Source organism: Mycobacterium sp. MAA66, assembly GCF_041261665.1.
Lineage (GTDB): Bacteria > Actinomycetota > Actinomycetes > Mycobacteriales > Mycobacteriaceae > Mycobacterium.
This window is the reverse complement of the sequence record NZ_JBGCCC010000013.1, coordinates 84,303-107,311: the sequence shown is the minus strand read 5'-3', so window position 1 is coordinate 107,311 and position 23,009 is coordinate 84,303. Positions and strand designations below refer to the sequence as shown.

Sequence of the window (23,009 nt, the reverse complement as noted above, 5' to 3'; positions counted from 1 at the left end):
CGAGAAGGTGGCCACTTCCTGGATACCCGGACCGTTACCGAGGTCAGCAGAGATCGACACACCCGGGAACAGGTTCGGCGTGATGATGCCACCACTGCCGACGCCCGTGAGCGAACCAGGGTTGAAGTCGTCGAGCAGGATGTTCGGGGTGGTGTAGCTGAAGTTGATACCCACACCCAGCGACCACGGGAAGCCGATCTGGTAACCCAGCTCCAAGGTGCCCGCAAACTCATCACAACCCGGGCCATCGCACTTGTACTTGGCCTTACCCGAATGGAACCACTCACGCGTCAGCCGGTTGCGGTCAAGGGGAAACACACCATTGAGGAACGTGTCCCACTGCTGAACCGTCAACGTCCGATCCTGGCCATCAACCAGACTCAGCTCATTGTCCAGGCCGGCATGCGAGGTCCCCGCCCCGACGAACAACGCCGACACCGCCGCGATCAGTGCCATCAGCACACGACTGAATGCCTTCATGTTCTCCCTAGCGTTTCCTGGATCGCCCGCTCGGGCGATGCGCGACAGATGCGAGACAGCTGGTGTGAGCCGACCATGCCCCACACCATCTCCTCACCGATTCCTCATCGTTGACACGAGGAACATATCGGCACGGCATCCCCCCGGCAACGTGTGCTGCCATCTGTGCCGACATATATTCCCAATCGGTATGTTTGCTGACCTGATTTTGACCTGAGTGTCACCGACGACTCGCCGCGCATCTTCCCCCGGGCGCCTGGGGGTTCCCCAGAGATGGCTGTGACCGGCAGATACACGCCCACTCACAGGTTGGCGCGATCTCCGGTGAAAAAACAGTGCTCAGCCGTGGTGTGGCGGCACGTTATCGCGTAGCCAGCGATCGCGGTCGGCGTCATCCTCGGGTGATCGTTCACCACGTTCGTCGTTGGAGACCGCGGGTAACGCGTCACCGAACACCTTGTTAACCAGGTCACTCGAGGGCTTTGACCGCTCCATCATGCTCAACCTCACGCTGTGAGAAACATCACACTGCTGCTCATAGGGCGGCTAAATGTCGAGACTGGACAACTGGCCGATGATCTGCGCAGCGAGCGGCCCCAGGGTGGCCATACCGTCACGGACTGCGGCCCGCGAACCGGCGATGTTGACCACCAGCGTGCTGCCTGACACTCCAGCCAGACCACGCGACAGGCCGGCATCGGCGATACCAGCGGCCAGCCCCGACGAACGCAGCGCCTCTGCGATGCCCAGCAATTCGCGATCCAGGATGTCGCGCGTCGCCTCGGGTGTCACGTCGCGAGGCGTGACACCGGTACCGCCGACCGAAGTCACCAGGTCCACGCCGCCGATGACGGCGGTGTTCAGCGCATTGCGGATCTCGACCTCGTCGGCCTCGACCACCACCACGCCGTCGACCAAGAAGCCGGCTTCACCGAGCAACTCGGTGACCAACGGCCCGCTGTGATCCTCTTCCCCGTGTGCTGTCCGGTCGTCGACGACCACGACGAGTGCCCGTCCGACCAACGCCCCTGCCTGTTCCATGAGTGTCACCGTATATCCCGGGTCCGACGCGAGGCCGTGGGCCCAAGGTTGATCACTGCTGCGCCTTGCCCAGCGTGACCTGGACGGTCTGCGGCTTACCCGACTGGTCCAGATAGGTCAGTGTCACCTTGTCACCCGGTGCCTTCGAACGCACCGCTGCGACCAGCGCGTCAGCGCTGCCGATCACCCGGTTGTCGACCTTGGTGACCACCACACCGCTGGGCAGACCGGCGACAGAGGCGGCGCCACCGCTGGTGACATCGACGATCTTGGCGCCGTCGATCGTCGCGTCGTTGCCCACCTGGACACCCAGCGATGCGTGCGACGCGGTGCCGTTCTTTATCAGTTCGTCGGCGATGCGCTTGGCCTGGTCGACCGGGATGGCGAAGCCGAGGCCGATGGAACCGCTCTGCGACTGGCCGCTGGAGTCTCCACCCAACGTCGCGATCGCCGAGTTGACCCCGACCAGCTCACCGTTCATGTTCACCAGGGCACCACCGGAGTTGCCCGGGTTGATCGCCGCATCGGTCTGGATGGCGTCCAGCACGGTGTTCTGGTTCTGGGCGTCACCACCGGCCGCAACTGGGCGGTTCAGCGCGCTGATGATGCCGTCTGTCACGGTTCCCTGCAGTCCCAGCGGTGAACCGACTGCCACCACTTTCTGCCCCACCTGGAGGTTGGCCGACGAACCGATGGTGATCGGCGTCAGCTTGGCGGCCCCCTGCGCCCGCACGACGGCGATGTCACTGCTCGGATCGGCGCCCACGACGGTGAACGTGGTGGTGGTGCCGTCCGCGAAGGTCACTTTGGTCTGCACCGGCGCCGGTGGCCCGCCGGGCGCCGGGCCCGGCGCGCCGGCCGGCGGCGGACCGCTCGGCTTGGCAGCCGCAGCGACCACGTGGTTGTTGGTCAGGATCAGGCCATCTGCGGTCAGCACGATGCCCGAGCCCTCCTCGGACTGCCGGCCCATGTCGGTCTCCAGTTTCACCACACTGGGCACCACCTTGGCGGCTACCTGCTCGATCGATCCGGCCGGCGCATTGGATGCCGGTCGGTTCGAATTCGCCCCGATGATCGTGGTGTCGTCGGCGGTGCGGTCGCCATGTCTGACCATCGCGCCACCGAAGACACTGCCCACCACCGCAGAAATCAGCGCCACCGCCGCCACCCCGCCGATCAAAAGACCTGTGCGCGAACGCTTTTCGGGTATGGGCCGAGGAGCGCCGGGCTGCGGGGCACCCCGGTACGGGTCGTAGGGCGCCGACCCGAAATGCCGCGTCGGCGGCTGCTGTTGCGCAGTCGCGTAACGCCAGTCATACGACGGCTGGTAACCGCCGGGACGCTGTTGACCCGGGTACTGCTGCGGCGGCATCTGACCTGCCGGCGGTTGACCCGCGTGCGGCTGCGCACCGGGTTGCTGCCCCGCGGACGACTGCGCAGACCACGGCGCCCCATAACCGGGCGCCGGCTGGTAAGGATTCGCGCGCTGGCCAGGCTGTTGCGGTGGCGAGTACCTGGGGTCATTCGTCATTGCGGGTCGGTACTCTCTCTCCACATAAGTTCCGTTGCCAAAGGCACGGAAGATCGGTCCCAACAATGCCCGGGTGGGCTGAGAAACCACTAAGAGGAGAACCGGATAAATCCGGGCTGCCTCCCGCTTCCGGTCTATCCATTTTCGGCTGCCACGGTCATTCCGTCCACCCCAGCACCCCGGTGTGTTGCAGCGGCACCCGACGGACGTCCCGGCAGCACAACGTGGATGGACGTCCCCGGCGGATTGCCGCCGGGCCAGGTGTCTTCGATACGCAAGGCTCCGCCGTGTTTGAGCACAACCTGTTTGACGATCGCCAGGCCCAGTCCCGACCCGGGCATGGACCGCGCCGTGGTGGATCGGTAGAAGCGCTCGAACACCAGTAGTCGTTCCTGCGGCGGGATACCCGGTCCTTGATCGGCCACCACCAGCTCGGCATGCATCGGGTCGATCCGGCGCAGTCGCACGAACACCACCCCGCCGGGCGGGCTCCACTTCGCGGCGTTGTCGAGCAGGTTGAGCACTGCGCGCGACAGGCTTGCGTTGTCGCCGAACACTTGCCAGCCAGAGACGTCGACGTCGAAGTTGATGTCGTTGCGACGACGACGGACCCGCTCCAGGCTGCGTTCGACCACCTCGACCATCTCGACCGGTTCGTGGATCGCCACACCGGCGTCGTCCCTGGTCAGGTCGACCAGATCGCCGACGAGCGTCGAGAGTTCTTCGATCTGGGCGATGACGTCGGCCTGCAGCCCGGCCATCTCGTCGTCAGGGAACGACGGCGCACCCGGAGCGGTCGACGCCATCAGCAGTTCGACGTTGGTGCGCAGTGAGGTCAGCGGGGTCCGTAATTCATGGCCGGCGTCGCTGACCAACCGGGCCTGCCGATCCCGCGATTCGGCCAGCGCCCGAAGCATCATGTTGAACGCCTCGGTCAGCCGGGCCAGCTCGTCGTTGCCGTACACCGGGATAGGTCGCAGGTCATCGGTCCGCGCCACCCGCTCAGCGGCTTCGGTCAGGCGGGCCACGGGTCTCAGCCCGGTGCGCGCGACCATGCCGCCGGCGATCGCGGCGATGGCCATCCCGATGCCCCCGACAATCAGCAGGATGGTGCCCAGGCGCTTGAGCACCTCGCTGGTGGGCCCTAAATTCTTCGAGATCAATAGGGAGTTGTCCGACGGCAGATGCACGGCGAGCACCCGCTGATAGTTGGTGGTGCGCAGCGACATCAACAATTTGCCCGCGATGACGTCCTTCTCCGGTGTCCCCAGAGGCAGCGTCTCGCCCTGCTGGTTGGCCGTGTAGATGGAGCGTCCCGGAATCACGTACATGGCGTTGACGTCGGAATAGGCCGTGCCCTCGATGGCCTTGCCCGGGTCAGCGGCCAGCGACCCGCTTTCGATCAGCAGCCGGGCCCGGCTGTGCAACTGGTTGTCGATATCGCCGTACAGCGCCCTGGACACCACGACGTAGACCGCCACGGACATCAGCACGACGACCATGGCCACCATCGACATCGCGAGCAACATCACCCGCCACTTCAGCGACACCGAACTCGCGTCGTGCAATACATCGGATTGCGGGATCGGCGGCGGAGGTGGTGGCTGAATCTTGTTGCGCCACATGATCAGGGCGGTGTCTCACGGAGCACGTAGCCGACCCCACGGACGGTGTGGATCAGCCGCGGCTCGCCGTCGGCCTCGGTCTTACGACGCAGATAGCCGACGTAGACCTCGAGCGCGTTCCCCGAGGTCGGGAAATCGAAACCCCACACCTCTTCCAGGATGCGACTGCGGGTCAACACTCGGCGGGGGTTGTTGATCAACATCTCCAGCAGAGAGAACTCGGTCCGGGTGAGGCTGATCTGCCGCTCTCCGCGGAATACCTCCCGGGTCACCGGATCCAGGCTCAGGTCCGAGAATGTCTGCGCCGCCGACTCCGCCCGGTCGTCGGGTCCGGTACGCCGCAACAGGGCACGCATCCGGGCCAACAGCTCTTCCAGCGCGAACGGTTTGGGCAGATAGTCATCGGCCCCGGCGTCGAGGCCGGCCACCCGTTCGGACACCGAATCGCGCGCGGTGAGCACCAGGACGGGAAGGTCATCGCCGGTGCTGCGCAGGCGACGGCAGACCTCCAGGCCGTCGAGTCGCGGCATCATCACATCGAGGACGACAGCGTCAGGACGATCATTGCTGATCCGCTCGAGCGCCTCTACGCCATCCTCGGCCAGTTCGACGGAATATCCGTTGAAGGACAGAGAACGGCGTAGGGATTCGCGCACAGCACGGTCATCGTCAACGACAAGTATTCGCACAGCCACAGTCTCACCCCACCATCTGAGAGTGGACTGAGAAGGCGCGCCACGCGGACGCCCGAAAAACCGCTATGCGGGTCAGGCGCGGCGGTCGAGGTCGATCAGACCCAGACGAGCGGCCTTGAGCAGGCGACGAGGCACCTTGTGCTGCTGGCCAGCGACGTTGACGCCGACCAGGCCGGTGGCCTCGGCCTTCCACTGCGCGCGGCGGCTACGGGTGTTCGCGCGCGACATTCTGCGCTTGGGCACAGCCATGACGCTTCTCCTTGCTCAAAGGGTGTTACTTGCTGATCTGCCGCGCCACAAACAAGTCAAGGCCAGCGGCCTCTGCTCTATTGCTCCTGGCGTGCGCAGCGATTGCACTTCAGGATAGCGGCTGACCTGCGTACGCTCCAAAACGCTGCCTCAACCGGGCAACACGCATCGCTTACGCCCCTTGACTCGAGACCCTCAGTACCGGCAACCTACCGGTTGGTTGGTCGAGCGATGGGAGTGTGCGTGACGTCAGCAGCAGTCCGGATCGGAAACTGCTCGGGGTTCTACGGTGATCGGCTCACGGCGATGCACGAAATGCTGGCCGGCGGCGAGTTGGACTATCTGACCGGCGACTACCTCGCCGAACTCACCATGCTGATCCTGGCCCGCGACCGGGCCCGCAGCGCGGACCTCGGCTACGCCAAGACCTTCGTCAAGCAGTTGGAACAGTCCCTGGGCCTGGCCCTGGACAAGGGCGTCAAGATCGTGGCCAATGCCGGCGGACTGAATCCGGCCGGCCTGGCCGACGCGGTGCGGGCACTGGCTTCGCGCCTCGGACTGTCGGTTCAGGTCGCCCACGTCGAAGGCGACGACCTGGTGTCTCGCTCCGAAGAGCTCGGTTTCGGATCGGTGCTGTCGGCCAATGCCTACCTGGGCGCCTGGGGCATCGTGGACTGTCTCAAGTCCGGCGCCGACGTGGTGGTCACCGGCCGGGTCACCGATGCCTCGGTGATCGTCGGCCCGGCCGCCGCCCACTTCGGTTGGACCCGTACCGACCACGACGCCCTGGCCGGCGCGGTCGCCGCGGGCCATGTCATCGAATGCGGTACCCAGGCCACCGGCGGCAACTTCTCGTTCTTCACCGAGATCGAGGACCTGATGCGCCCGGGCTTCCCGCTGGCCGAGATCCACGCCGACGGCTCGTCGGTGATCACCAAACACCCCGGCACCGGTGGAGCTGTCACCGTCGACACCGTCACGGCCCAGCTGCTCTACGAGATCACCGGGGCCCGCTACGCCAACCCCGATGCCACGCTGCGTGTCGACTCCATGACGCTCTCCGACGACGGTCCGGACCGGGTGCGGATCTCCGGCGTCCGCGGTGAGGCGCCCCCGCCGACCTTGAAGGTGTCGCTGAACAGCATCGGCGGCTTCCGCAACGCCGCTTCGTTCGTCCTCACCGGCCTGGACATCGAGGCGAAAGCCGCCCTGTTGCAGCGGCAATTGGAAGCCAACATGACGGTGCGGCCGGCCGAGTTGCAGTGGACGCTGGCCCGCACCGACCATGCCGACGCCGATACCGAGGAAGGCGCCAGCGCACTGCTGCACTGCACGGTGCGCGACCCCGACCCCGCCAAGGTCGGCCGTCAGTTCTCCGCTGCCGCAGTCGAACTCGCGCTGGCCAGCTACCCGGGGTTCACCACCACTGCACCGCCGGGTGAAGGCCAGGTCTACGGCACGTTCAAGCCCGGGTACGTCGAAGCGACGCTGGTTCCGCACGTCGCGGTACTGGCCGACGGTTCGCGGGCGGACATCGCACCGTCTGCTGAGACGTCGGCGCTGGCGCCGGTCGCGGACCCGACGCTGCCCGAGCCGCTGCCCGCAGGACCGACGCAGCGGGTGCCCTTGGGCACCATCGCCGGTGCCCGTAGCGGTGACAAGGGCGGCTCGGCGAACGTCGGCGTCTGGGTACGCAGCAATGACGAATGGCGGTGGCTGGCAAACACATTGACGGTCAAGAAGCTGCGTGAGCTGCTGCCGGAGGCCGCCGACCTACCGGTGACCCGGCATCTGCTACCCAACCTGCGCGCCGTCAACTTCGTCATCGAGGGCATCCTCGGCGAGGGCGTCGCGTATCAAGCCCGCTTCGACCCACAGGCCAAAGGCCTTGGGGAGTGGCTACGTTCGCGTCACATCGACATTCCGGAGGAACTGCTGTCGTGAGTATCTGGACCACACCCGAACGCGATGCACTGCGAAAGACCGTGCGCGCGTTCGCCGAACGCGAGATCCTGCCGAACGTCGACGAGTGGGAGCGCAGCGGTGACCTGCCGCGCTCGCTGCACCGCGCCGCGGGCGACGCCGGCCTGTTGGGCGCCCAATCGCCGGAATCGGTCGGAGGTGGCGGCGGCGACGGCGCCGATGCGGTGATCGTGTGCGAGGAGCTGCACTATGCCGGGGTGCCCGGTGGCGTGTTCGCCTCGCTGCTCACCTGCGGCATCTCCACCCCGCACATGATCGCGTCGGGCGACCAGCGACTGATCGACACTTACGTGCGACCGACGTTGCAGGGCAACATGATCGGCTCGCTGGCCATCACCGAGCCCGGCGGCGGCTCGGACGTCGGGCATCTGACCACGCGCGCCGCACGGGACGGCGACGACTACATCATCAACGGCGCCAAGACGTACATCACCTCAGGCGTGCGGGCCGACTATGTGGTGACCGCCGCGCGCACCGGCGGAACGGGTGCAGCCGGGGTGTCACTCATCGTGGTGGACAAGGACACACCGGGATTCACCGTCAGTCGCAAGCTGGAAAAGATGGGCTGGCGCTCATCGGACACCGCGGAACTTTCCTACGTCGATGTCCGGGTACCCGCCGCCAATCTGGTGGGGCCGGAGAACACCGGCTTCCTGCAGATCGCCGGGGCGTTCGTCTCCGAGCGCGTGGCCCTGGCCGCCCAGGCTTACGCCAGCGCGCAGCGCTGCCTGGATCTCACGGTCCAGTGGTGCCGGGATCGGGAAACCTTTGGCCGGCCCTTGATCTCGCGGCAGTCGGTACAGAACACCCTGGCGGAGATGGCCCGGCGCATCGATGTGGCCCGGGTCTACACCCGGTATGTCGTGGAGCGTCAGCTGGCCGGTGAGCAGAATCTGATTGCCGAGGTGTGCTTCGCCAAGAACACCGCGGTTGAAGCCGGTGAGTGGGTGGCGAACGCAGCCGTACAGTTGTTCGGCGGCATGGGCTACATGGCCGAGTCCGAGGTCGAACGGCAGTACCGCGATATGCGCATCATCGGGATCGGCGGTGGCACCACCGAAATTCTGACCTCGTTGGCCGCCAAGACGTTGGGATTCCAGTCATGAGCGCATTGAAATCCAAACTCGACCCACGTTCGGCGGCGTACACCGACGCCGCCGATACCATGTCCGCCAAGCTCGCCGAGCTGGATGCCGAGCACGCCAAGGCCGTGGCCGGCGGTGGGCCGAAATACGTTGACCGCCATCATGCTCGGGGCAAGCTGACCGCACGCGAGCGCATCGAGCTGCTGGTCGATGCGGACTCGCCGTTTCTCGAGCTGAGCCCGCTGGCCGCTTGGGGCAGCGACTTCGTGGTCGGCGCCAGTCTGGTCACCGGCATCGGTGTGGTGGAGGGCGTCGAGTGTCTGATCGTCGCCAACGATCCCACCGTCAAGGGCGGCACCAGTAACCCCTGGACTTTGAAAAAGATCCTGCGCGCCAACCAGATTGCGCTGCAGAACCGGCTCCCGGTGATATCGATGGTCGAATCGGGTGGCGCCGATCTGCCCACCCAGAAGGAGATCTTCATTCCGGGTGGCGCGATGTTCCGCGACCTGACCCGCCTGTCCGCGGCGGGCATCCCCACTGTCGCGCTGGTATTCGGCAACTCCACTGCCGGCGGCGCGTACATCCCGGGCATGTCCGATCACGTGGTGATGATCAAGGAACGCTCGAAGGTGTTCCTGGCGGGCCCGCCGCTGGTCAAGATGGCCACCGGCGAGGAGTCCGACGACGAGTCCCTCGGCGGCGCCGAGATGCACTCCCGCACTTCGGGCCTGGGTGACTACTTCGCCCAGGACGAGCTCGACGCCATTCGGATCGGCCGGCGCATCGTGGCGCGGTTGAACTGGCGCAAGCTTGGCCCGGCACCGGCTCCGGTGACAGAGCCGTTGTTCGACCAGAACGAATTGCTCGGCATCGTCGGTGCCGACCTGCGCATCCCCTTCGATCCGCGCGACGTCATCGCGCGGATCGTCGACGGCTCGGATTTCGACGAGTTCAAGCCGCTGTACGGCTCGTCACTGGTGACCGGCTGGGCGAATCTGTGGGGCTACCCGGTCGGCATCCTGGCCAACGCCCGCGGGGTGCTGTTCAGTGAGGAATCTCAGAAGGCCACCCAGTTCATCCAACTGGCCAACCGGTCCAACACGCCACTTCTGTTCCTGCACAACACCACCGGCTACATGGTGGGCAAGGCGTACGAGGAGGGCGGGATGATCAAGCACGGCTCGATGATGATCAACGCCGTATCCAACTCGACGGTGCCACACATCTCGCTGCTGATGGGTGCCTCCTACGGCGCAGGTCACTACGGCATGTGCGGGCGCGCCTTCGACCCGCGATTCCTGTTCGCCTGGCCCAGTTCGAAATCCGCGGTGATGGGCGGTACGCAGCTGGCCGGTGTGCTGTCGATCGTCAGCCGGGCCGCGACCGAGGCCCGCGGTGGGCAGGTCGACGAGGCCGCCGACGCGGCCCTGCGTGCAGCGGTCGAGGCGCAGATCGAGGCCGAGTCACTGCCGGCCTTCCTGTCCGGCCGGCTCTACGACGACGGCATCATCGATCCCCGCGACACCCGCACGGTGCTCGGAATGTGCTTGTCCGCCATAGCCAATGGCCCGATCGAGGGGACGTCGAACTTCGGCGTCTTCCGGATGTGAGCACCATGAACAGCCCTGCCGCCGAACGTGAGCTTGTGCACGAGTTTTCGGTGAAATGTCGAACACAAGCTCACGTTCGGCCGGAGGAAAAATGATCACGAGAGTTCTGGTGGCCAACCGCGGCGAGATCGCCCGCCGGGTGTTCACCACCTGCCGTCGGCTCGGCATCGGCACCGTCGCGGTGTTCACCGACCCCGACGCAGACTCACCGCACGTGTCCGAGGCTGACACCAGCGTCCGGTTGGAGGGCCGCAACGGCTATCTCGACGCTGCGCAAGTGATCGCAGCCGCGCGAGCCTCCGGCGCCGATGCCATCCACCCGGGCTACGGATTCCTTTCCGAGAACCCGGATTTCGCCGCAGCGGTGCAGGACGCCGGCCTGACCTGGATCGGCCCTCCGGTCAAGGCCGTGCAAGCGATGGGTTCCAAGATCGAAGCCAAGAAGCTGATGGCCGCCGCGGGCGTGCCGGTGCTGGCCGAGTTGAATCCAGACACCGTGACCGCTGACCAGCTGCCCGTGCTGATCAAGGCTTCCGCCGGCGGCGGCGGGCGCGGTATGCGCATTGTGCGCGAATTGTCCGCGCTGCCGACCGAAGTCGCAGCCGCGCAGCGTGAAGCGCAATCCGCGTTCGGCGACCCCACCGTATTCTGCGAACGCTATCTGGCCAGTGGACACCACATCGAGGTCCAGGTGATGGCCGATCAGCACGGCACGGTGTGGGCGGTCGGCGAGCGGGAATGCTCGATCCAACGCCGTCATCAGAAGGTCGTCGAAGAGGCACCCTCACCCCTGGTGCAGCGCACCGAGGGCATGCGGGACAAACTGTTCGAGGCCGCACGCCTGGCCGCTTCTGCGATCGGCTACGTCGGCGCAGGCACCGTTGAGTTCATGTCGGACAGCAAGGGTGATTTCTTCTTCCTGGAGATGAACACCCGCCTGCAGGTCGAGCACCCGGTCACCGAGGAGACCACCGGCCTCGATCTGGTCGCACTGCAGCTGGACATGGCCGACGGTCAGTACCTCGACCCCGAACCACCTGCCACCCGTGGTCATTCCATCGAGGCTCGGCTGTACGCCGAGGACCCGGGGAAAAACTGGCAGCCGCAGGCCGGCGCGATCCACCGATTCGAGGTTCCCGGTACCCGAACCGAGTTCGCGCTGCTCGGCGGCGTGGGCACCCGAGTCGACAGCGGCATCGTGGACGGTTCGGTGGTGTCGGTGTTCTACGATCCGATGCTGGCCAAGGTGATCTCGTTCGCACCCACCCGCGAGCGCGCGGCGGCCGTCCTGGCCGACTCGTTGTCTCGCACCAAGATTCACGGTATCCGCACCAACCGTGACCTGTTGGTCAATGTGCTCCGCCATCCAGCGTTCGTGGCCGGTGATACCGATACCGCGTTCTTCGACACCCACGGTCTGGCCGAGCTGGCCTCCCCGACCAGCTCCGACGGCGACCTGGCCGTGGTCGCGGCCGCCCTCGCCGATGCCGCGCACAACCGATGCACCGCAAAGGCTTTCGGTCCCGCGCCCAGCGGCTGGCGTAATCTGGCGGCGCACTATCAAAGCCGGACCTACCAGGACGCGGCCGGACAAGATCAGGTGGTGCGATACCGGTTCACCCGGGCAGGCGTCGAGCTTCCCGACCACGCCGATGTCACCGTCGGGTCTACGTCACCACAGCTGGTGGTGTTGACCATCAGCGGCGTCGACCGGCGGTTCGAGGTAGCCCGGTACGGCGATGACATTTTCGTCGATTCCCCGCTCGGCTCAACACATCTCGTGGCCACACCGCGCTTCCCCGATCCGGACGCCGCTGTCGCCGCGGGTTCGCTGCTGGCCCCGATGCCCGGATCAGTGGTGCGGGTCGGTGCCGCAGTGGGCGATTCCGTCACCGCCGGGCAGCCGCTGATCTGGCTGGAAGCCATGAAGATGGAACACACCATCGCCGCACCGAATGCCGGTGTGCTCACCGAATTGAACGTCCAACCAGGTCAACAGGTCGACGTCGGCGCTGTCCTGGCACTTGTCGAAGCACCAGAAGGAGAATGACCATGTCTTTCGTCGAAACCGAAGAACAGCAGGCGCTGCGCGAGGCGGTGGCCGCAATGGCCGCCAATTACGGCCAGGACTACTTCCTGGAAAAGGCCCGCTCCGGGCAGCACACCGACGAATTGTGGGCCGAGGCAGGCAAGCTCGGCTTCCTCGGGGTGAACATGCCCGAGGAGTACGGCGGTGGCGGGGCAGGCATGTACGAGCTGAGCCTGGTCATGGAAGAGATGGCAGCCGCCGGTTCTCCGCTGCTGATGATGGTGGTCTCATCGGCCATCAACGGCACCATCATCTCCAAATACGGCACCGACGAGCAGAAGCAGCGCTGGGTTCCGGGGCTTGCCGACGGCTCCATCACCATGGCGTTCGCCATCACCGAACCCGACGCCGGCTCCAACAGCCACCGGATCACCACCACCGCTCGCCGCGACGGCAGCGATTGGATCATCTCCGGGCAGAAGGTGTTCATCTCGGGCATCGACCAGGCCGACGCGGTCCTGGTGGTCGGGCGCACCGAGGACCACAAGACCGGCAACCTCAAGCCTGCACTGTTCGTGGTGCCCACCGATGCCAAGGGCTTGACCTGGACCAAGATCGAGATGGAGATCATCAGCCCGGAAAGCCAGTTCCAGGTTTTCCTGGACGAGGTGCGGGTGCCGGGCGATGCTCTGGTCGGTTCCGAAGATGCGGCGATCGCGCAGCTGTTCGCCGGGCTGAACCCCGAGCGGATCATCGGCGCGGCCATGGCGGTCGGTACCGGACGTTTGGCGATCCGCACGGCGGCCGAGTACGTCAAGACCCGCCAGGTCTGGAAGGTGCCGATCGGTTCACACCAAGGTCTGTCGCACCCGCTGGCACAGGTCCACATCGAGGTCGAGCTGGCCAAGCTGATGATGCAGAAGGCCGCGACGCTGTACGACGCCGGCGACGACGGCGGCGCTGCCGAAGCGGCCAACATGGCCAAGTACGCCGCAGGTGAAGCCTCGGTGCGCGCCGTCGATCAGGCCGTGCAATGCCTCGGTGGCAATGGTCTGACCAAGGAGTACGGCATCGCCGCAGCCGTCACCGCGTCCCGGCTGGCCCGCATCGCCCCGGTCAGCCGAGAGATGGTTCTGAACTTCGTGGCGCAGACCTCGCTGGGCCTGCCGCGGTCGTACTGATGACGACGCTGGTTCAGTACTCCGTCGAGTCCGGCGTCGCCCGCCTGACGCTGGACTCGCCACACAACCGCAACGCGATATCGACCGCGTTGGCCGAGCAGCTGAGTCAGCACTTGGCAGACGCCGCAGCAGACCCGGCGGTGCGGTTGGTGGTGCTCGGGCACACCGGCGGCACGTTCTGCGCCGGCGCCGATCTTTCGGAGGCAGCGGGCCGCGATCCGGGTGAGCTCGCGGAGTTCCGGGCGCGGGAGATGACGCAGATACTGCGCTCGATCCTGGAACTGCCGGTCCCGGTGATCGGAGCGGTCGACGGCCACGTGCGGGCCGGCGGTATGGGTCTGATCGGTGCGTGTGACCTGGTGGTTGCCGGCTCGGCCAGCACCTTCGCCCTGACCGAGGCTCGGATCGGCGTGGCCCCGTCGATCATCTCGCTGACCCTGCTGCCGAAGATGACGGCCCGCTCGGCCGGCCGCTACTTCGTCACCGGAGAGAAGTTCGACGCCGCAGAAGCCGAACGCATCGGGCTGGTCACCGTGGCCACCGACGACGTGCCGGCCACCGTGACGGCGCTGGCCGCCGAGATCGCCAAGGGCTCACCCCAAGGATTGCGAATGTCCAAGGCCCTGACCACGGCCGGCATCCTCGATGGACTCGACCGGCACGGCGACGCATTGGCCGCGCAGTCGGCCGCTCTGTTCGTCTCCGGCGAGGCTCGCGAGGGGATGATGGCGTTTCTGCAGAAGCGCCCGCCCAATTGGACTACGTGACGAAGATCCTGCCGGGTGGCTGACATCGGGGCGACCACACTTGTGTCAACTGCCTTGCATGTTGTGACCAGAGTCGTAGGCTCGTCGTGATGAGCACCCCAGGTTCGCGTGGTGATCGGATACGCGCCGCAGACACCGATCGTATTCAGGTCGCACATCTGCTCAGCGATGCCGCAGCTCAGGGGCGGCTCCCGATGGCGGAGTACGAAGACCGGCTGGCCAAGGCCTACTCGGCCGAAACCTACGACGACCTGTCGAGGCTCAGTTCCGACCTGCCGTACACAGCGACCGCGCTGTGCCGCACCGATGGAAAAGAACACCCGGCGCCGTCGACACTGTTGCTGGCCATCATGAGTGGTTTCGAACGCCGTGGCCGGTGGAACATCCCCAAACGGTTGACCGCGTTCGCATTGTTCGGCGGCGGTGTCATCGACCTGCGCTACGCCGATTTCACTTCTCCGGAGGTGGAGATCCATTCGTATTCGATCTTCGGCGGGCAGACCATCCTGCTGCCGCCCGAGGTCAACGTGAATGTCCACGGCGTCGGAGTGATGGGCGCCTTTGATCACCCCGGTGACGAGCTGGGCACGCCGGGCGCACCGCACGTGACCATTCGCGGCTTTTCCCTGTGGGGCAGCGTCGGCATCAAGCGCAAGAAGCGCAAGCGGCCTGACGCGGAATAACTGTTGCCTTCTGCAGAGGCTACGTACAGCGTCTACTTAAGTTCGCCCTCGACCATGACGTCATGGCGACGCAATCACCACAGTGGCAGGCGACTGCACGGTTGTTGCGCCGCACCGGATTTGGCACCACCGGATCAGCCGTCGACGCTGCGGTCGACAAGCCCGATCAACTGACCGCTGCGTTGAATGCCGATCCCGGCTCCGACCCGGGCAGTCAGGCCACCCCGATGCCGGTGTTCGTGGCACCCGTCGCGCCCGGCAAGGGCGCCGCCACCGCTACCCGCAAGGCCTACCAGGCCGAACTGACCAACCAACTGACCGAACTGTCCACCTGGTGGCTCAACCGGATGGTCGCAGTACAGCAGCCGCTCCACGAGAAGTTGACCCTGCTGTGGCACAACCACTTCGCCACTTCGGCGGCGAAGGTTCGTCAGGCCACCTTGATGGGTGAACAGAACCAGAAGTTGCGGGCCGGAGCCCTGGGTGATTTCCGTGCACTGGCCTACGCCATGCTCACCGATCCGGCGACGCTGCGGTGGCTCGACGGCCAGCAGAACACCAAGAAGGCCGCCAACGAGAATCTGTCCCGCGAGTTCATGGAACTGTTCGCACTGGGACATGGCAACGGCTACACCGAAACCGATGTCCGCGAGGGCGCCCGGGCACTGACGGGTTGGGTGATCGCCAAGAACGGTCAGGCCGACATGGTGGCGAAACGTCATGATGTCGGGGACAAGTCGGTACTCGGCGTCACCGGCGACCTCGACGCCGCGTCCTTTTGTGACGCTGTGCTGGCCCGGCCCGAGTCGCGCGCCTATGTCGCGGGGCGCCTATGGCAGCAACTCGCTTCCGACAATCCGCCGTCGACCGACGCGCTGTCCAGACTGGTGGGGGCCTACGGCGACGGTCACGACCTGAAAGCGCTGACGTCGGCGATCCTGACCGATCCGGAATTCGCGTCCCAACCATCCTCTCTCGTGAATACGCCGGTCGAATGGACCGTCGGACTGGTCCGCGCGCTGCGGGTGCCGATGGACACCAAGGCGAACTCATCATTGGTCGTCAAGACTTTGAAAACACTGGGCCAGCAACCCTTTTACCCACCTGATGTGGGCGGCTGGCCACGCGGCCAGGCGTGGCTGTCCACGGCCAGCGCCGGGGTTCGTCTGCGTGCGGCCACTGTGCTCGCCCGCAAAGGCGATGTGTCTACGGTTTCCGAAGCCACACCAACGGACCGCATCGACGCGGCCGGCTATCTACTGGGCATCGGGTCGTGGACCGACCAGAGCGCTGCGGCGTTGCGACCCTTGATCAATCGTCCACCGGAGTTGGTCGCGGCAGCAGCCAACACCCCGGAGAACCTGACGTCTTAGGGGGACGCGATGGCCGAGATGAATCGACGCAGGTTTCTGTTCGCCAGCGCCGGGCTGACCGCCGCCGGACTTCTGGCGGGAGGCGCGTTCACGCTGCCCGAACTCATGGGTACCGCGCGGGAACGGCCGCTGGCCGCCGGATCCGGCATCTTGGTGCTGGTGACGCTGTACGGCGGTAATGACGGGATCAACACGGTGGTCCCCTATGCCGACCCGGCCTACCATCAGGCACGTCCCGAATTGTCTTACGCCGCATCGGATGTACTACATCTGGACGGGCAATTGGGCTTGAACCCGGGTATGTCCGGCCTGGCGGGAATTTGGCATTCCGGTCAGTTGGCCATCGTTCGCGGCGTCGGCTATCCGAAGCCCGACCACAGCCATTTCCGTTCCATGGACATCTGGCAGACGGCCTCCCCCGCCGAACCGGTGTCGACCGGTTGGATCGGCCGCTGGCTCGACGCGACCGGCGACGACCCGTTGCGCGCCGTGAATATCGGCACCGTCCTGCCTCCGCTGGCCATCGGCGAGAAGTGCACAGCCGCAGCCCTTTCGGTGGGAGGTGACAACACCATCAAGTCGTTCGCCAACACCGTCAACGCACTGGGTGTTGCCGATCGGCAGGACACCCCGGCGATGGCGATGGTCCGCGATTCCTACCGAGCAGCACAAACGGCCGACAGGGCCCTGCAACCGGCAACTCAGCACCCGCATACGGTGAAGGCCGCTCACCAGAGCAAGAAGGCCGGCAACGAGCTGGCCGATCAACTCGACGTAGTGGCCCACTGCATCAAAGCCGGTGTGCCGACGCGGGTCTACACAGTGAGCCTCGGCGGCTTCGACACCCACGCCGACGAGCGTGATACCCAGCAGCGATTGCTGGGTAAGTTCGACTCCGCGGTCACCAGCTTCGTGAACCAGATGGCCGACGATCCGTACGGGAAAAATGTTGTGCTGATGGCCTATTCGGAATTCGGCCGGCGGGTGCACGCCAATGCGTCCCAAGGCACCGACCACGGCACGGCCGGGCCGATGTTCATCGCCGGTGCGGCGGTGCGCGGAGGGTTCTACGGTGACGAGCCGTCGCTGACCGATCTGGATAACGGAGATCTCAAGGTCACCAGCGATTTTCGCGACGTCTACCACGAGGTGCTGACCCGGACCCTCGGCACCGATCCCGGCCCTGTCATCGGGACCGGCCAGAAAGACATCGGCTTTCTCTCCGCCTAGCCTCTTGCCGTGAGCGCCCGCGGCGGCGCAGAAAGGTGGGAAGTGCTAGCGCCGGCGCCGGCGGGAGCGCAGGTAGTCGCCGACCACCGCAGCGCCGAGTCCATCCAACTCGGGCACCACCACCCGGCCCTCGACCCGCCGCGCGACCTGGTCGATGAACCGCGCCAAACCCGGATCACTACCCAACCGAAAGATGGTGATCTGTGCGCCCATTCGCGCAACCTCGTCGAAGCCGCGCACCGTGAACGCGATGGTCCGCGGATGCGGCGGGTAATCGAAGAACGTCTCGGCGCCGTCGCGGTACTGCTCCAGATGCGCGGTCGGCTCACCATCGGTGACCACCAGGATCACCGGCTGCGCATTCGGATGGCGACGTAGGTGCCGCGCAGCCAGCAACAACGCGTGATGCAGATTGGTGCCCTGCTCGTAAACGCCTTCCAACCCGGTCAGCTCCGCCGCACTGACGGTTCGGGCATGTCGACCAAAGGCGATGATCTGCAAGGCATCCGAGCGGAATCGGGTGCTGATCAGATGATGCAGGGCCAGCGCGGTGCGCTTCATCGGCAACCAGCGGTTTTCCATCACCATGGAGAACGAGGTGTCCACCAGCAAGGCCACCACGGCCTGGGTCCGGGTCTCGGTCTCGGAGATCTCCACGTCGTCGACGCTGATTCGTAGTGGCCCGTCGACATCCGTACCCGCCTGCCGCAGCACGGTATTGGTCAACGTACGCGTGACGTTCCACGGTTCGGTATCGCCGAACTGCCAGGGCCGCGTGGCGCCGGTCAACTCACCCGCGGCACCCGCCCGACGGGTGTCACGCTCGCCGTGCCGACCGGAGAGTTGTTGTGCCACATCGCGTAGCGCGGCCTGTCCGAGCTGGCGCATGGCCTTGGGCGACAATCGCCATCGACCGTCCGAGCCTCGGTCCATGAAACCCTGGTTCATGAGTGCGCGTTCCAATTCGGCCAGACTGCGTGCATCCACCGCGGCTTCGTCGCCCAACTGCCGGGCCAACATGTCCAGATCGACATCGTCCATCTGGGCGCCGGCGTAACTCTGCGAAAGTTGTTCGGCCAGCTGCTCCAGCTCGGCGACGTCCTCCAGCGCTCGGGCAGCCTCACCCATACCCAGCGGGTTGTTACCCGTGAAATTCTGCTCACCGCCCCAGTCCTCGCCGGGCCTGGCGGCCTGCAGATGCTGATCGAGTCGGCCCAACGCGTTGACCAACGATGGCGATCCGAATGCCTGCTGTGCCAACGCATCCAACTCTGCACGCTGATCGGCGGACAGACTGTTACGGAACCGCTGCGCGGCCGCGGCCCGCTTTGCCAACGAGTCCAACAACTCATCGATGTTCTGCGGATTCTCCGGGAAATACTGGCCGTGCTTGGCCATGAAGTCCTGAAAATCCTGCTGGGTGTCTTCACCTTTGGCGTGCTTGTCCAGCAGGTTGTTCAGGTCGTCGAGCATCTCGTTGACGGCTTGGCGATCTTCGTCGGTGGCGTTCTGCAGCGCCTCCTTCATGCCGGCGAAACGCTGGTCGAGCATCTCCCGTCCGAGCAGATCCTTGATCTGCTCGTACTTCTGCTGGGCCTCCGGTGATCGCCAGTCGTATTCGGACAGCTCCTGCACGGCCTTGGCCGGCGATGGCGACAAAGACTCCAACTGCAGTTCGCCGAACCGGGCATCATCGTCGAGCGCACGGGCGAGCTCCTTGCGCTCGGCCAGCACTGCCTCGTCGAGCAGCTTCTTGATTTCCTGCAAGGTACCGTCAAGATTGTTCTGCTGCAACAGCTCTCGACGTCGCCGGTTGGCTTCGGCGGCCAGCCGGTCGGCGCCGCGCATGTTCTGCGTACCGCGGCGCAACAACTCCGACAATGCTCGCCGCGGCGAGGCCCCCTCCATCACCTCGCGGCCGATCTGCTCCAGAGCGTCGCGCAGATCGATCGGCGGCGCCAGGGGGTCCGGGCCACCGGTGTAACGCGTATACCGCGAGACCTGCTTGCTCATCAGCCGTAAACCGTTTCGCCTTCGCCGGACGTCTTGTCGATCCGCTTGGCCAGATACAGTGCCTCCAAGGCCAATTCGACCGCCGCGGCCCGCTCGCCATCCGTCGTAGCGCCCAACCGATCTACGATTGCTTCGACCACCGGCAGGTCGGGCAGCGCCGCCAGCACGTCTTTGGCCGAAACCCGCTCCCCCGTCGTCACCGGCGAATCCCCTTCCACCGCAGCGACCAACGGCGCGACGTCGATGCCACCGAGCAGCCGCTGCGCGGTGTCGGCGGTGGCGCGGCGCAGCAGATGCTCCAGCACCGCCTGCTCGCGGCCTTCCTCTCCGGATTCGAATTCCAGCTTTCCGCGTAGCACGCCGATGATGGTCTGCAGATCAACGACTCGGGCGACGGGGTCCTGCTCGCCCAGAATGGCCGAGCGGTGCTGAGCGGCCGCGCCCACCGTCTCGGCGGCCGCGATGGCGAAACGCGCCGACACGCCGGACCGTTGGTCGATCGACTGTGACTCGCGCAGGTACCGGGCAAAGCGGGCCAGAATCTGCAACAGGTACTCGGGAACCTCGGCGGCCAGATGGGCCTCCTGCTTGATGACGTCGACCTCGGCGTCCAACTCCAGCGGGTAGTGGGTGCGGATCTCGGCACCGAAGCGGTCTTTCAGCGGTGTGATGATCCGCCCGCGGTTGGTGTAGTCCTCGGGGTTTGCACTGGCCACCACCAGAACGTCCAGTGGCAGTCGCAGGGTGTATCCGCGGACCTGGATGTCGCGCTCCTCCATCACATTGAGCATCGCCACCTGGATGCGCTCGGCGAGGTCGGGCAGCTCGTTGATCGCCACCACGCCGCGGTGTGCCCGCGGGATCAGGCCATAGGCGATGGTCTCCGGGTCGCCCAGGCTGCGGCCTTCGGCCACCTTGATCGGGTCGATGTCGCCGACCAGATCGGCGACGCTGGTGTCCGGGGTGGCCAGCTTTTCGGTGTAGCGCTCGCTGCGGTGCTTCCATGTGACCGGCAGATCCTCACCGGATTCGGCCACTCGCCGGATCGACTCCGGGGTGATCGGGCTGTACGGGTGCTCGCCCAGCTCTGAGCCCTCGATGATGGGCGTCCATTCGTCCAGCAGGCCGGCCAGGCCGCGCAACAGCCGGGTCTTGCCCTGCCCACGCTCACCGAGCAGCACCACGTCGTGCCCAGCGATCAGCGCACGCTCGAGCTGCGGCAGCACCGTGTCCTCGAAGCCGAAGATGCCTGGCCAGACATCACGGCCCTCGGCCAGCGCTGCCAGCAGGTTCTCCCGAATCTCGGTCTTGACGCCCCGCTCGCGGTGGCCGGAGGCCTTCAGTTCGCCGAGGGTGCGTGGGAGATCGTTAGGTGACGTCACGACCTCCACGCTACGACGGTGTGACCTCGCTGGCAGCCCCTTGGGTAAGCGACCACTACCCGGTACCCTCGGTACCGTGAATTCGCTAGATTGGGCGCAACGCCCCACCGACATCGAATTCGGCCCCGCAGCGTGGCAGAGCCGATTGCTCGGCGGACTGACCGCCGTATTCGTGCGCCCGGTGATCGCCCTGCTCACGCTGTTAGGAATCGTGGTGAACCGATTCCGTCCGGAACTGGTCCAACGCGGCCGCTACGACCTCATCGACCGACCGATGCGGGTGTTTCGACCACTGCCCGGGACCGAGATCACTGAGATAGCACTGCCCAACTGTCCGGCTGAGTGGATCGTCGCACCGTCGGCTCGCGATTCCGAGCAAGTGATCGTGTACTTCCACGGTTCGGCGCTCATCACCCTCGGCCTGAACTCGCACCGGCGCTGGGCCAGCAAGCTGTCGGCCGACACGGGCGCGCGGGTTCTGAACGTCGGTTACCGATTGGCCCCGCAGGCCGGCATCGAAGAGGCCGTCGCCGACGGCCTGGACGCGTACCGGCTGGTTCTGAGCTCTGGAGTGGACGCGAAGAACGTTGTGGTCGCCGGGGACTCCGCCGGCGGCCTGATGGCAGCCGACACGGCACTGGCCGCCAGAGACGCGGGTCTTCCGGTGCCCGCCGGGCAGGTGCTGCTCTCCGCTCTGACGTCCTCGGACATGAACCTCAAATACAACGCCATGCTCGAGCACCGCGACGTGCTGTTCCCGTTCATGGCGGTGAAGTACATCTACGACGTGTTCGCCACGGTCAACGGCACTCGTACAGTTCCGGTCATGCCGCCCGAGGCAGAGCTGCACGGCCTGGGCCCGTTCCTGCTTCAGGTCGGCAACAACGAGATGCTGCGGAACGACTCTTTCCGGCTTGCCGACGAGTTGCGCGCCGCCGGCATCCCCGTGTGGGTTCAGGTGTGGGACAAGGCGATGCACATGTTCCAGCTGAGTTTCGACATCAACCCAGACGCCCAGAAGGCGGTCGCGGAGATCGTCTCGTTCATCTCGTACGTGACCACTGCGGCCAGCGACGAGGCCAGCGCCTGAATCAACTGAAGTTCTGCCGAAAGAACTTCAGCAGCCTCCGGCTGGCCGGAGTCACCGCGGTCTGCGCCCACGCCAGCGCAATCTCGCGCCGATAGGTGTTGGGGGTCAAAGGGATCTCCCGAACGCGTCGCGACGTATGTTCATCATGGGGCAGCAGAGCAATGCCCATACCGCGGCCGACGAGTTCGCGGATGGTTGAGAAATCGGTGATCTCCACGGGTACATGGGGCACGAATCCCGAATCACTGCACCAGTTTTCGGTGATCTGGCGCAAGTGATAGCTGGCCGGATTGGCGATGAATGTCTCGCCCCGCAGGTCGTCCAGACGCAAGCGTCGGCGCGCCGCCAGCGGATGGCCAGTGGGCAGGACAGCGCGTATCTGCTGGGTCCCGATGACGGCGTGCTCAACGTCATCGGGTGGTGGGATCACCACCGCCACATCCAGCGTCCCAGCCTTCAAGTCGGCAGCAAGCTCGCTGCCGTGCGCCTGCTTGATCTCCAACCGGATTCCGGGTGTCCGCCGATGGAATTCGGCGATCAGGCCGGGAACCACACCGGCACCCATGGTCAGCGGAAAGCCGAACCGCACGGTGCCATGGTCGGGATCGGCCTCACCGGCCACCGTGTCGATGGCCGCTTCCAGCTCACGAAGTGGTCGCCGGGTCTGCTCGGCCAGTTTGACCGCGGCCGGGGTGAGCCGCACTGCGCGCCCGTCCTGGGTGATCAGTCGCACGCCGAGTGCTTTTTCCAACGCATGGATGCGGCGGCTCATCGACGACTGCGGAATACCCAGGCTGTCCGCGGCACGAGTCATATGCCCACCGTGTGCAGCCAGCTCATCCAGTGCACGCAGCTGCGGTGCGAGCTGACTCATCCACTGATCCATATATGGATGGTAATGGCCAGGACATTCATTGGACGGATTGAATGATCCGGGGCGATGCTGGAGACATCGAGAC

General features: G+C 65.6%; 19 protein-coding genes. 10 read left to right on the top strand and 9 right to left on the bottom strand.

Annotation, left to right across the window (positions count from 1 at the left end; translation table 11 throughout):
* The 6 genes from ABIA30_RS25355 to rpmF all read right to left on the bottom strand — a co-directional run.
* Positions 1-480: MspA family porin (locus ABIA30_RS25355; RefSeq protein WP_370070577.1), on the bottom strand; the 480-nt coding region annotated here is incomplete at its 3' end.
* 546 nt (positions 481-1,026) lie between these two features.
* Positions 1,027-1,521, bottom strand: a complete 495-nt coding sequence (locus ABIA30_RS25350) for a molybdenum cofactor biosynthesis protein B (RefSeq protein WP_370070575.1) — start codon at positions 1,519-1,521, stop codon at positions 1,027-1,029.
* A gap of 52 nt (positions 1,522-1,573) precedes the next feature.
* Entirely contained in the window at positions 1,574-3,052 is a 1,479-nt protein-coding gene (locus ABIA30_RS25345) for a trypsin-like peptidase domain-containing protein (protein ID WP_370070573.1), read from the bottom strand.
* Between the two features lie 134 nt (positions 3,053-3,186).
* Entirely contained in the window at positions 3,187-4,677 is a 1,491-nt protein-coding gene (locus tag ABIA30_RS25340) for an ATP-binding protein (RefSeq protein WP_370070571.1), read from the bottom strand.
* A 2-nt stretch (positions 4,678-4,679) separates the two neighbouring features.
* Positions 4,680-5,366, bottom strand: coding sequence for a response regulator transcription factor (locus tag ABIA30_RS25335; RefSeq protein WP_370070569.1), 687 nt, complete (start codon positions 5,364-5,366; stop codon positions 4,680-4,682).
* A 78-nt stretch (positions 5,367-5,444) separates the two neighbouring features.
* On the bottom strand, positions 5,445-5,621 hold the full coding sequence (gene rpmF / locus ABIA30_RS25330) for a 50S ribosomal protein L32 (RefSeq protein ID WP_370070567.1): 177 nt from the start codon (positions 5,619-5,621) through the stop codon (positions 5,445-5,447).
* A 231-nt stretch (positions 5,622-5,852) separates the two neighbouring features.
* On the opposite strand from rpmF, the gene ABIA30_RS25325 reads away from it, so the two are divergent.
* The 9 genes from ABIA30_RS25325 to ABIA30_RS25285 all read left to right on the top strand — a co-directional run bounded on the left by ABIA30_RS25325 (position 5,853) and on the right by ABIA30_RS25285 (position 17,565).
* Positions 5,853-7,565, top strand: a complete 1,713-nt coding sequence (locus ABIA30_RS25325) for an acyclic terpene utilization AtuA family protein (protein WP_370070565.1) — start codon at positions 5,853-5,855, stop codon at positions 7,563-7,565.
* On the top strand, positions 7,562-8,710 hold the full coding sequence (locus tag ABIA30_RS25320; protein WP_370070563.1) for an acyl-CoA dehydrogenase family protein: 1,149 nt from the start codon (positions 7,562-7,564) through the stop codon (positions 8,708-8,710). Before ABIA30_RS25325 ends, ABIA30_RS25320 begins: the two co-directional genes overlap by 4 nt.
* Positions 8,707-10,302 carry an acyl-CoA carboxylase subunit beta gene (locus ABIA30_RS25315; protein ID WP_370070561.1) on the top strand — a complete coding sequence of 532 codons (1,596 nt, stop codon included), beginning with the start codon at positions 8,707-8,709 and terminating at the stop codon, positions 10,300-10,302. Before ABIA30_RS25320 ends, ABIA30_RS25315 begins: the two co-directional genes overlap by 4 nt.
* 91 nt (positions 10,303-10,393) lie before the next feature.
* On the top strand, positions 10,394-12,352 hold the full coding sequence (locus tag ABIA30_RS25310) for a biotin carboxylase N-terminal domain-containing protein (protein ID WP_370070559.1): 1,959 nt from the start codon (positions 10,394-10,396) through the stop codon (positions 12,350-12,352).
* A 2-nt stretch (positions 12,353-12,354) separates the two neighbouring features.
* The gene (locus tag ABIA30_RS25305) at positions 12,355-13,512 is read left to right on the top strand and encodes an acyl-CoA dehydrogenase family protein (RefSeq protein WP_370070557.1); all 1,158 of its coding nucleotides are present in this window, start codon (positions 12,355-12,357) and stop codon (positions 13,510-13,512) included.
* Positions 13,512-14,279, top strand: a complete 768-nt coding sequence (locus ABIA30_RS25300) for an enoyl-CoA hydratase family protein (RefSeq protein ID WP_370070555.1) — start codon at positions 13,512-13,514, stop codon at positions 14,277-14,279. Before ABIA30_RS25305 ends, ABIA30_RS25300 begins: the two co-directional genes overlap by 1 nt.
* 89 nt (positions 14,280-14,368) lie before the next feature.
* On the top strand, positions 14,369-14,962 hold the full coding sequence (locus ABIA30_RS25295) for a DUF1707 domain-containing protein (protein ID WP_370070553.1): 594 nt from the start codon (positions 14,369-14,371) through the stop codon (positions 14,960-14,962).
* Between the two features lie 62 nt (positions 14,963-15,024).
* Positions 15,025-16,335, top strand: coding sequence for a DUF1800 domain-containing protein (locus ABIA30_RS25290; protein ID WP_370070551.1), 1,311 nt, complete (start codon positions 15,025-15,027; stop codon positions 16,333-16,335).
* 9 nt (positions 16,336-16,344) lie between these two features.
* Complete coding sequence (locus ABIA30_RS25285; RefSeq protein WP_370070549.1) at positions 16,345-17,565, top strand: DUF1501 domain-containing protein; 1,221 nt, start codon at positions 16,345-16,347, stop codon at positions 17,563-17,565.
* Between the two features lie 45 nt (positions 17,566-17,610).
* On the opposite strand, the gene ABIA30_RS25280 is transcribed toward ABIA30_RS25285, so the two are convergent.
* Positions 17,611-19,578 (bottom strand): VWA domain-containing protein, encoded by a 1,968-nt coding sequence (locus ABIA30_RS25280; protein ID WP_370070547.1) that lies wholly within the window; start codon positions 19,576-19,578, stop codon positions 17,611-17,613.
* Complete coding sequence (locus ABIA30_RS25275) at positions 19,578-20,960, bottom strand: sigma 54-interacting transcriptional regulator (RefSeq protein ID WP_370070545.1); 1,383 nt, start codon at positions 20,958-20,960, stop codon at positions 19,578-19,580. Before ABIA30_RS25275 ends, ABIA30_RS25280 begins: the two co-directional genes overlap by 1 nt.
* Before the next feature lie 76 nt (positions 20,961-21,036).
* Between ABIA30_RS25275 and ABIA30_RS25270 the strand changes: the two genes are divergently transcribed.
* Positions 21,037-22,050: an alpha/beta hydrolase gene (locus ABIA30_RS25270; RefSeq protein WP_370070543.1), complete on the top strand. Its 1,014-nt coding sequence runs from the start codon at positions 21,037-21,039 to the stop codon at positions 22,048-22,050.
* 1 nt (position 22,051) lies between these two features.
* Here ABIA30_RS25270 and ABIA30_RS25265 read toward each other — a convergent pair whose 3' ends face one another.
* A complete protein-coding gene (locus ABIA30_RS25265) occupies positions 22,052-22,936 on the bottom strand; it encodes a LysR family transcriptional regulator (RefSeq protein WP_370070541.1) in 885 nt (294 codons plus the stop codon).
* Positions 22,937-23,009 lie beyond the last annotated feature (73 nt).

What these genes read in the sequence shown, in the direction of transcription:
- ABIA30_RS25350 (WP_370070575.1), bottom strand. Translation starts at nt 1,521, where the DNA reads ATGGAACAGGCAGGGGCGTTGGTCGGACGGGCACTCGTCGTGGTCGTC.
- ABIA30_RS25345 (WP_370070573.1), bottom strand. Translation starts at nt 3,052, where the DNA reads ATGACGAATGACCCCAGGTACTCGCCACCGCAACAGCCTGGCCAGCGC.
- ABIA30_RS25340 (WP_370070571.1), bottom strand. Translation starts at nt 4,677, where the DNA reads ATGTGGCGCAACAAGATTCAGCCACCACCTCCGCCGCCGATCCCGCAA.
- rpmF (WP_370070567.1), bottom strand. Translation starts at nt 5,621, where the DNA reads ATGGCTGTGCCCAAGCGCAGAATGTCGCGCGCGAACACCCGTAGCCGC.
- ABIA30_RS25325 (WP_370070565.1), top strand. Translation starts at nt 5,853, where the DNA reads ATGGGAGTGTGCGTGACGTCAGCAGCAGTCCGGATCGGAAACTGCTCG.
- ABIA30_RS25315 (WP_370070561.1), top strand. Translation starts at nt 8,707, where the DNA reads ATGAGCGCATTGAAATCCAAACTCGACCCACGTTCGGCGGCGTACACC.
- ABIA30_RS25310 (WP_370070559.1), top strand. Translation starts at nt 10,394, where the DNA reads ATGATCACGAGAGTTCTGGTGGCCAACCGCGGCGAGATCGCCCGCCGG.
- ABIA30_RS25305 (WP_370070557.1), top strand. Translation starts at nt 12,355, where the DNA reads ATGTCTTTCGTCGAAACCGAAGAACAGCAGGCGCTGCGCGAGGCGGTG.
- ABIA30_RS25300 (WP_370070555.1), top strand. Translation starts at nt 13,512, where the DNA reads ATGACGACGCTGGTTCAGTACTCCGTCGAGTCCGGCGTCGCCCGCCTG.
- ABIA30_RS25295 (WP_370070553.1), top strand. Translation starts at nt 14,369, where the DNA reads ATGAGCACCCCAGGTTCGCGTGGTGATCGGATACGCGCCGCAGACACC.
- ABIA30_RS25290 (WP_370070551.1), top strand. Translation starts at nt 15,025, where the DNA reads ATGGCGACGCAATCACCACAGTGGCAGGCGACTGCACGGTTGTTGCGC.
- ABIA30_RS25285 (WP_370070549.1), top strand. Translation starts at nt 16,345, where the DNA reads ATGGCCGAGATGAATCGACGCAGGTTTCTGTTCGCCAGCGCCGGGCTG.
- ABIA30_RS25280 (WP_370070547.1), bottom strand. Translation starts at nt 19,578, where the DNA reads ATGAGCAAGCAGGTCTCGCGGTATACGCGTTACACCGGTGGCCCGGAC.
- ABIA30_RS25265 (WP_370070541.1), bottom strand. Translation starts at nt 22,936, where the DNA reads ATGGATCAGTGGATGAGTCAGCTCGCACCGCAGCTGCGTGCACTGGAT.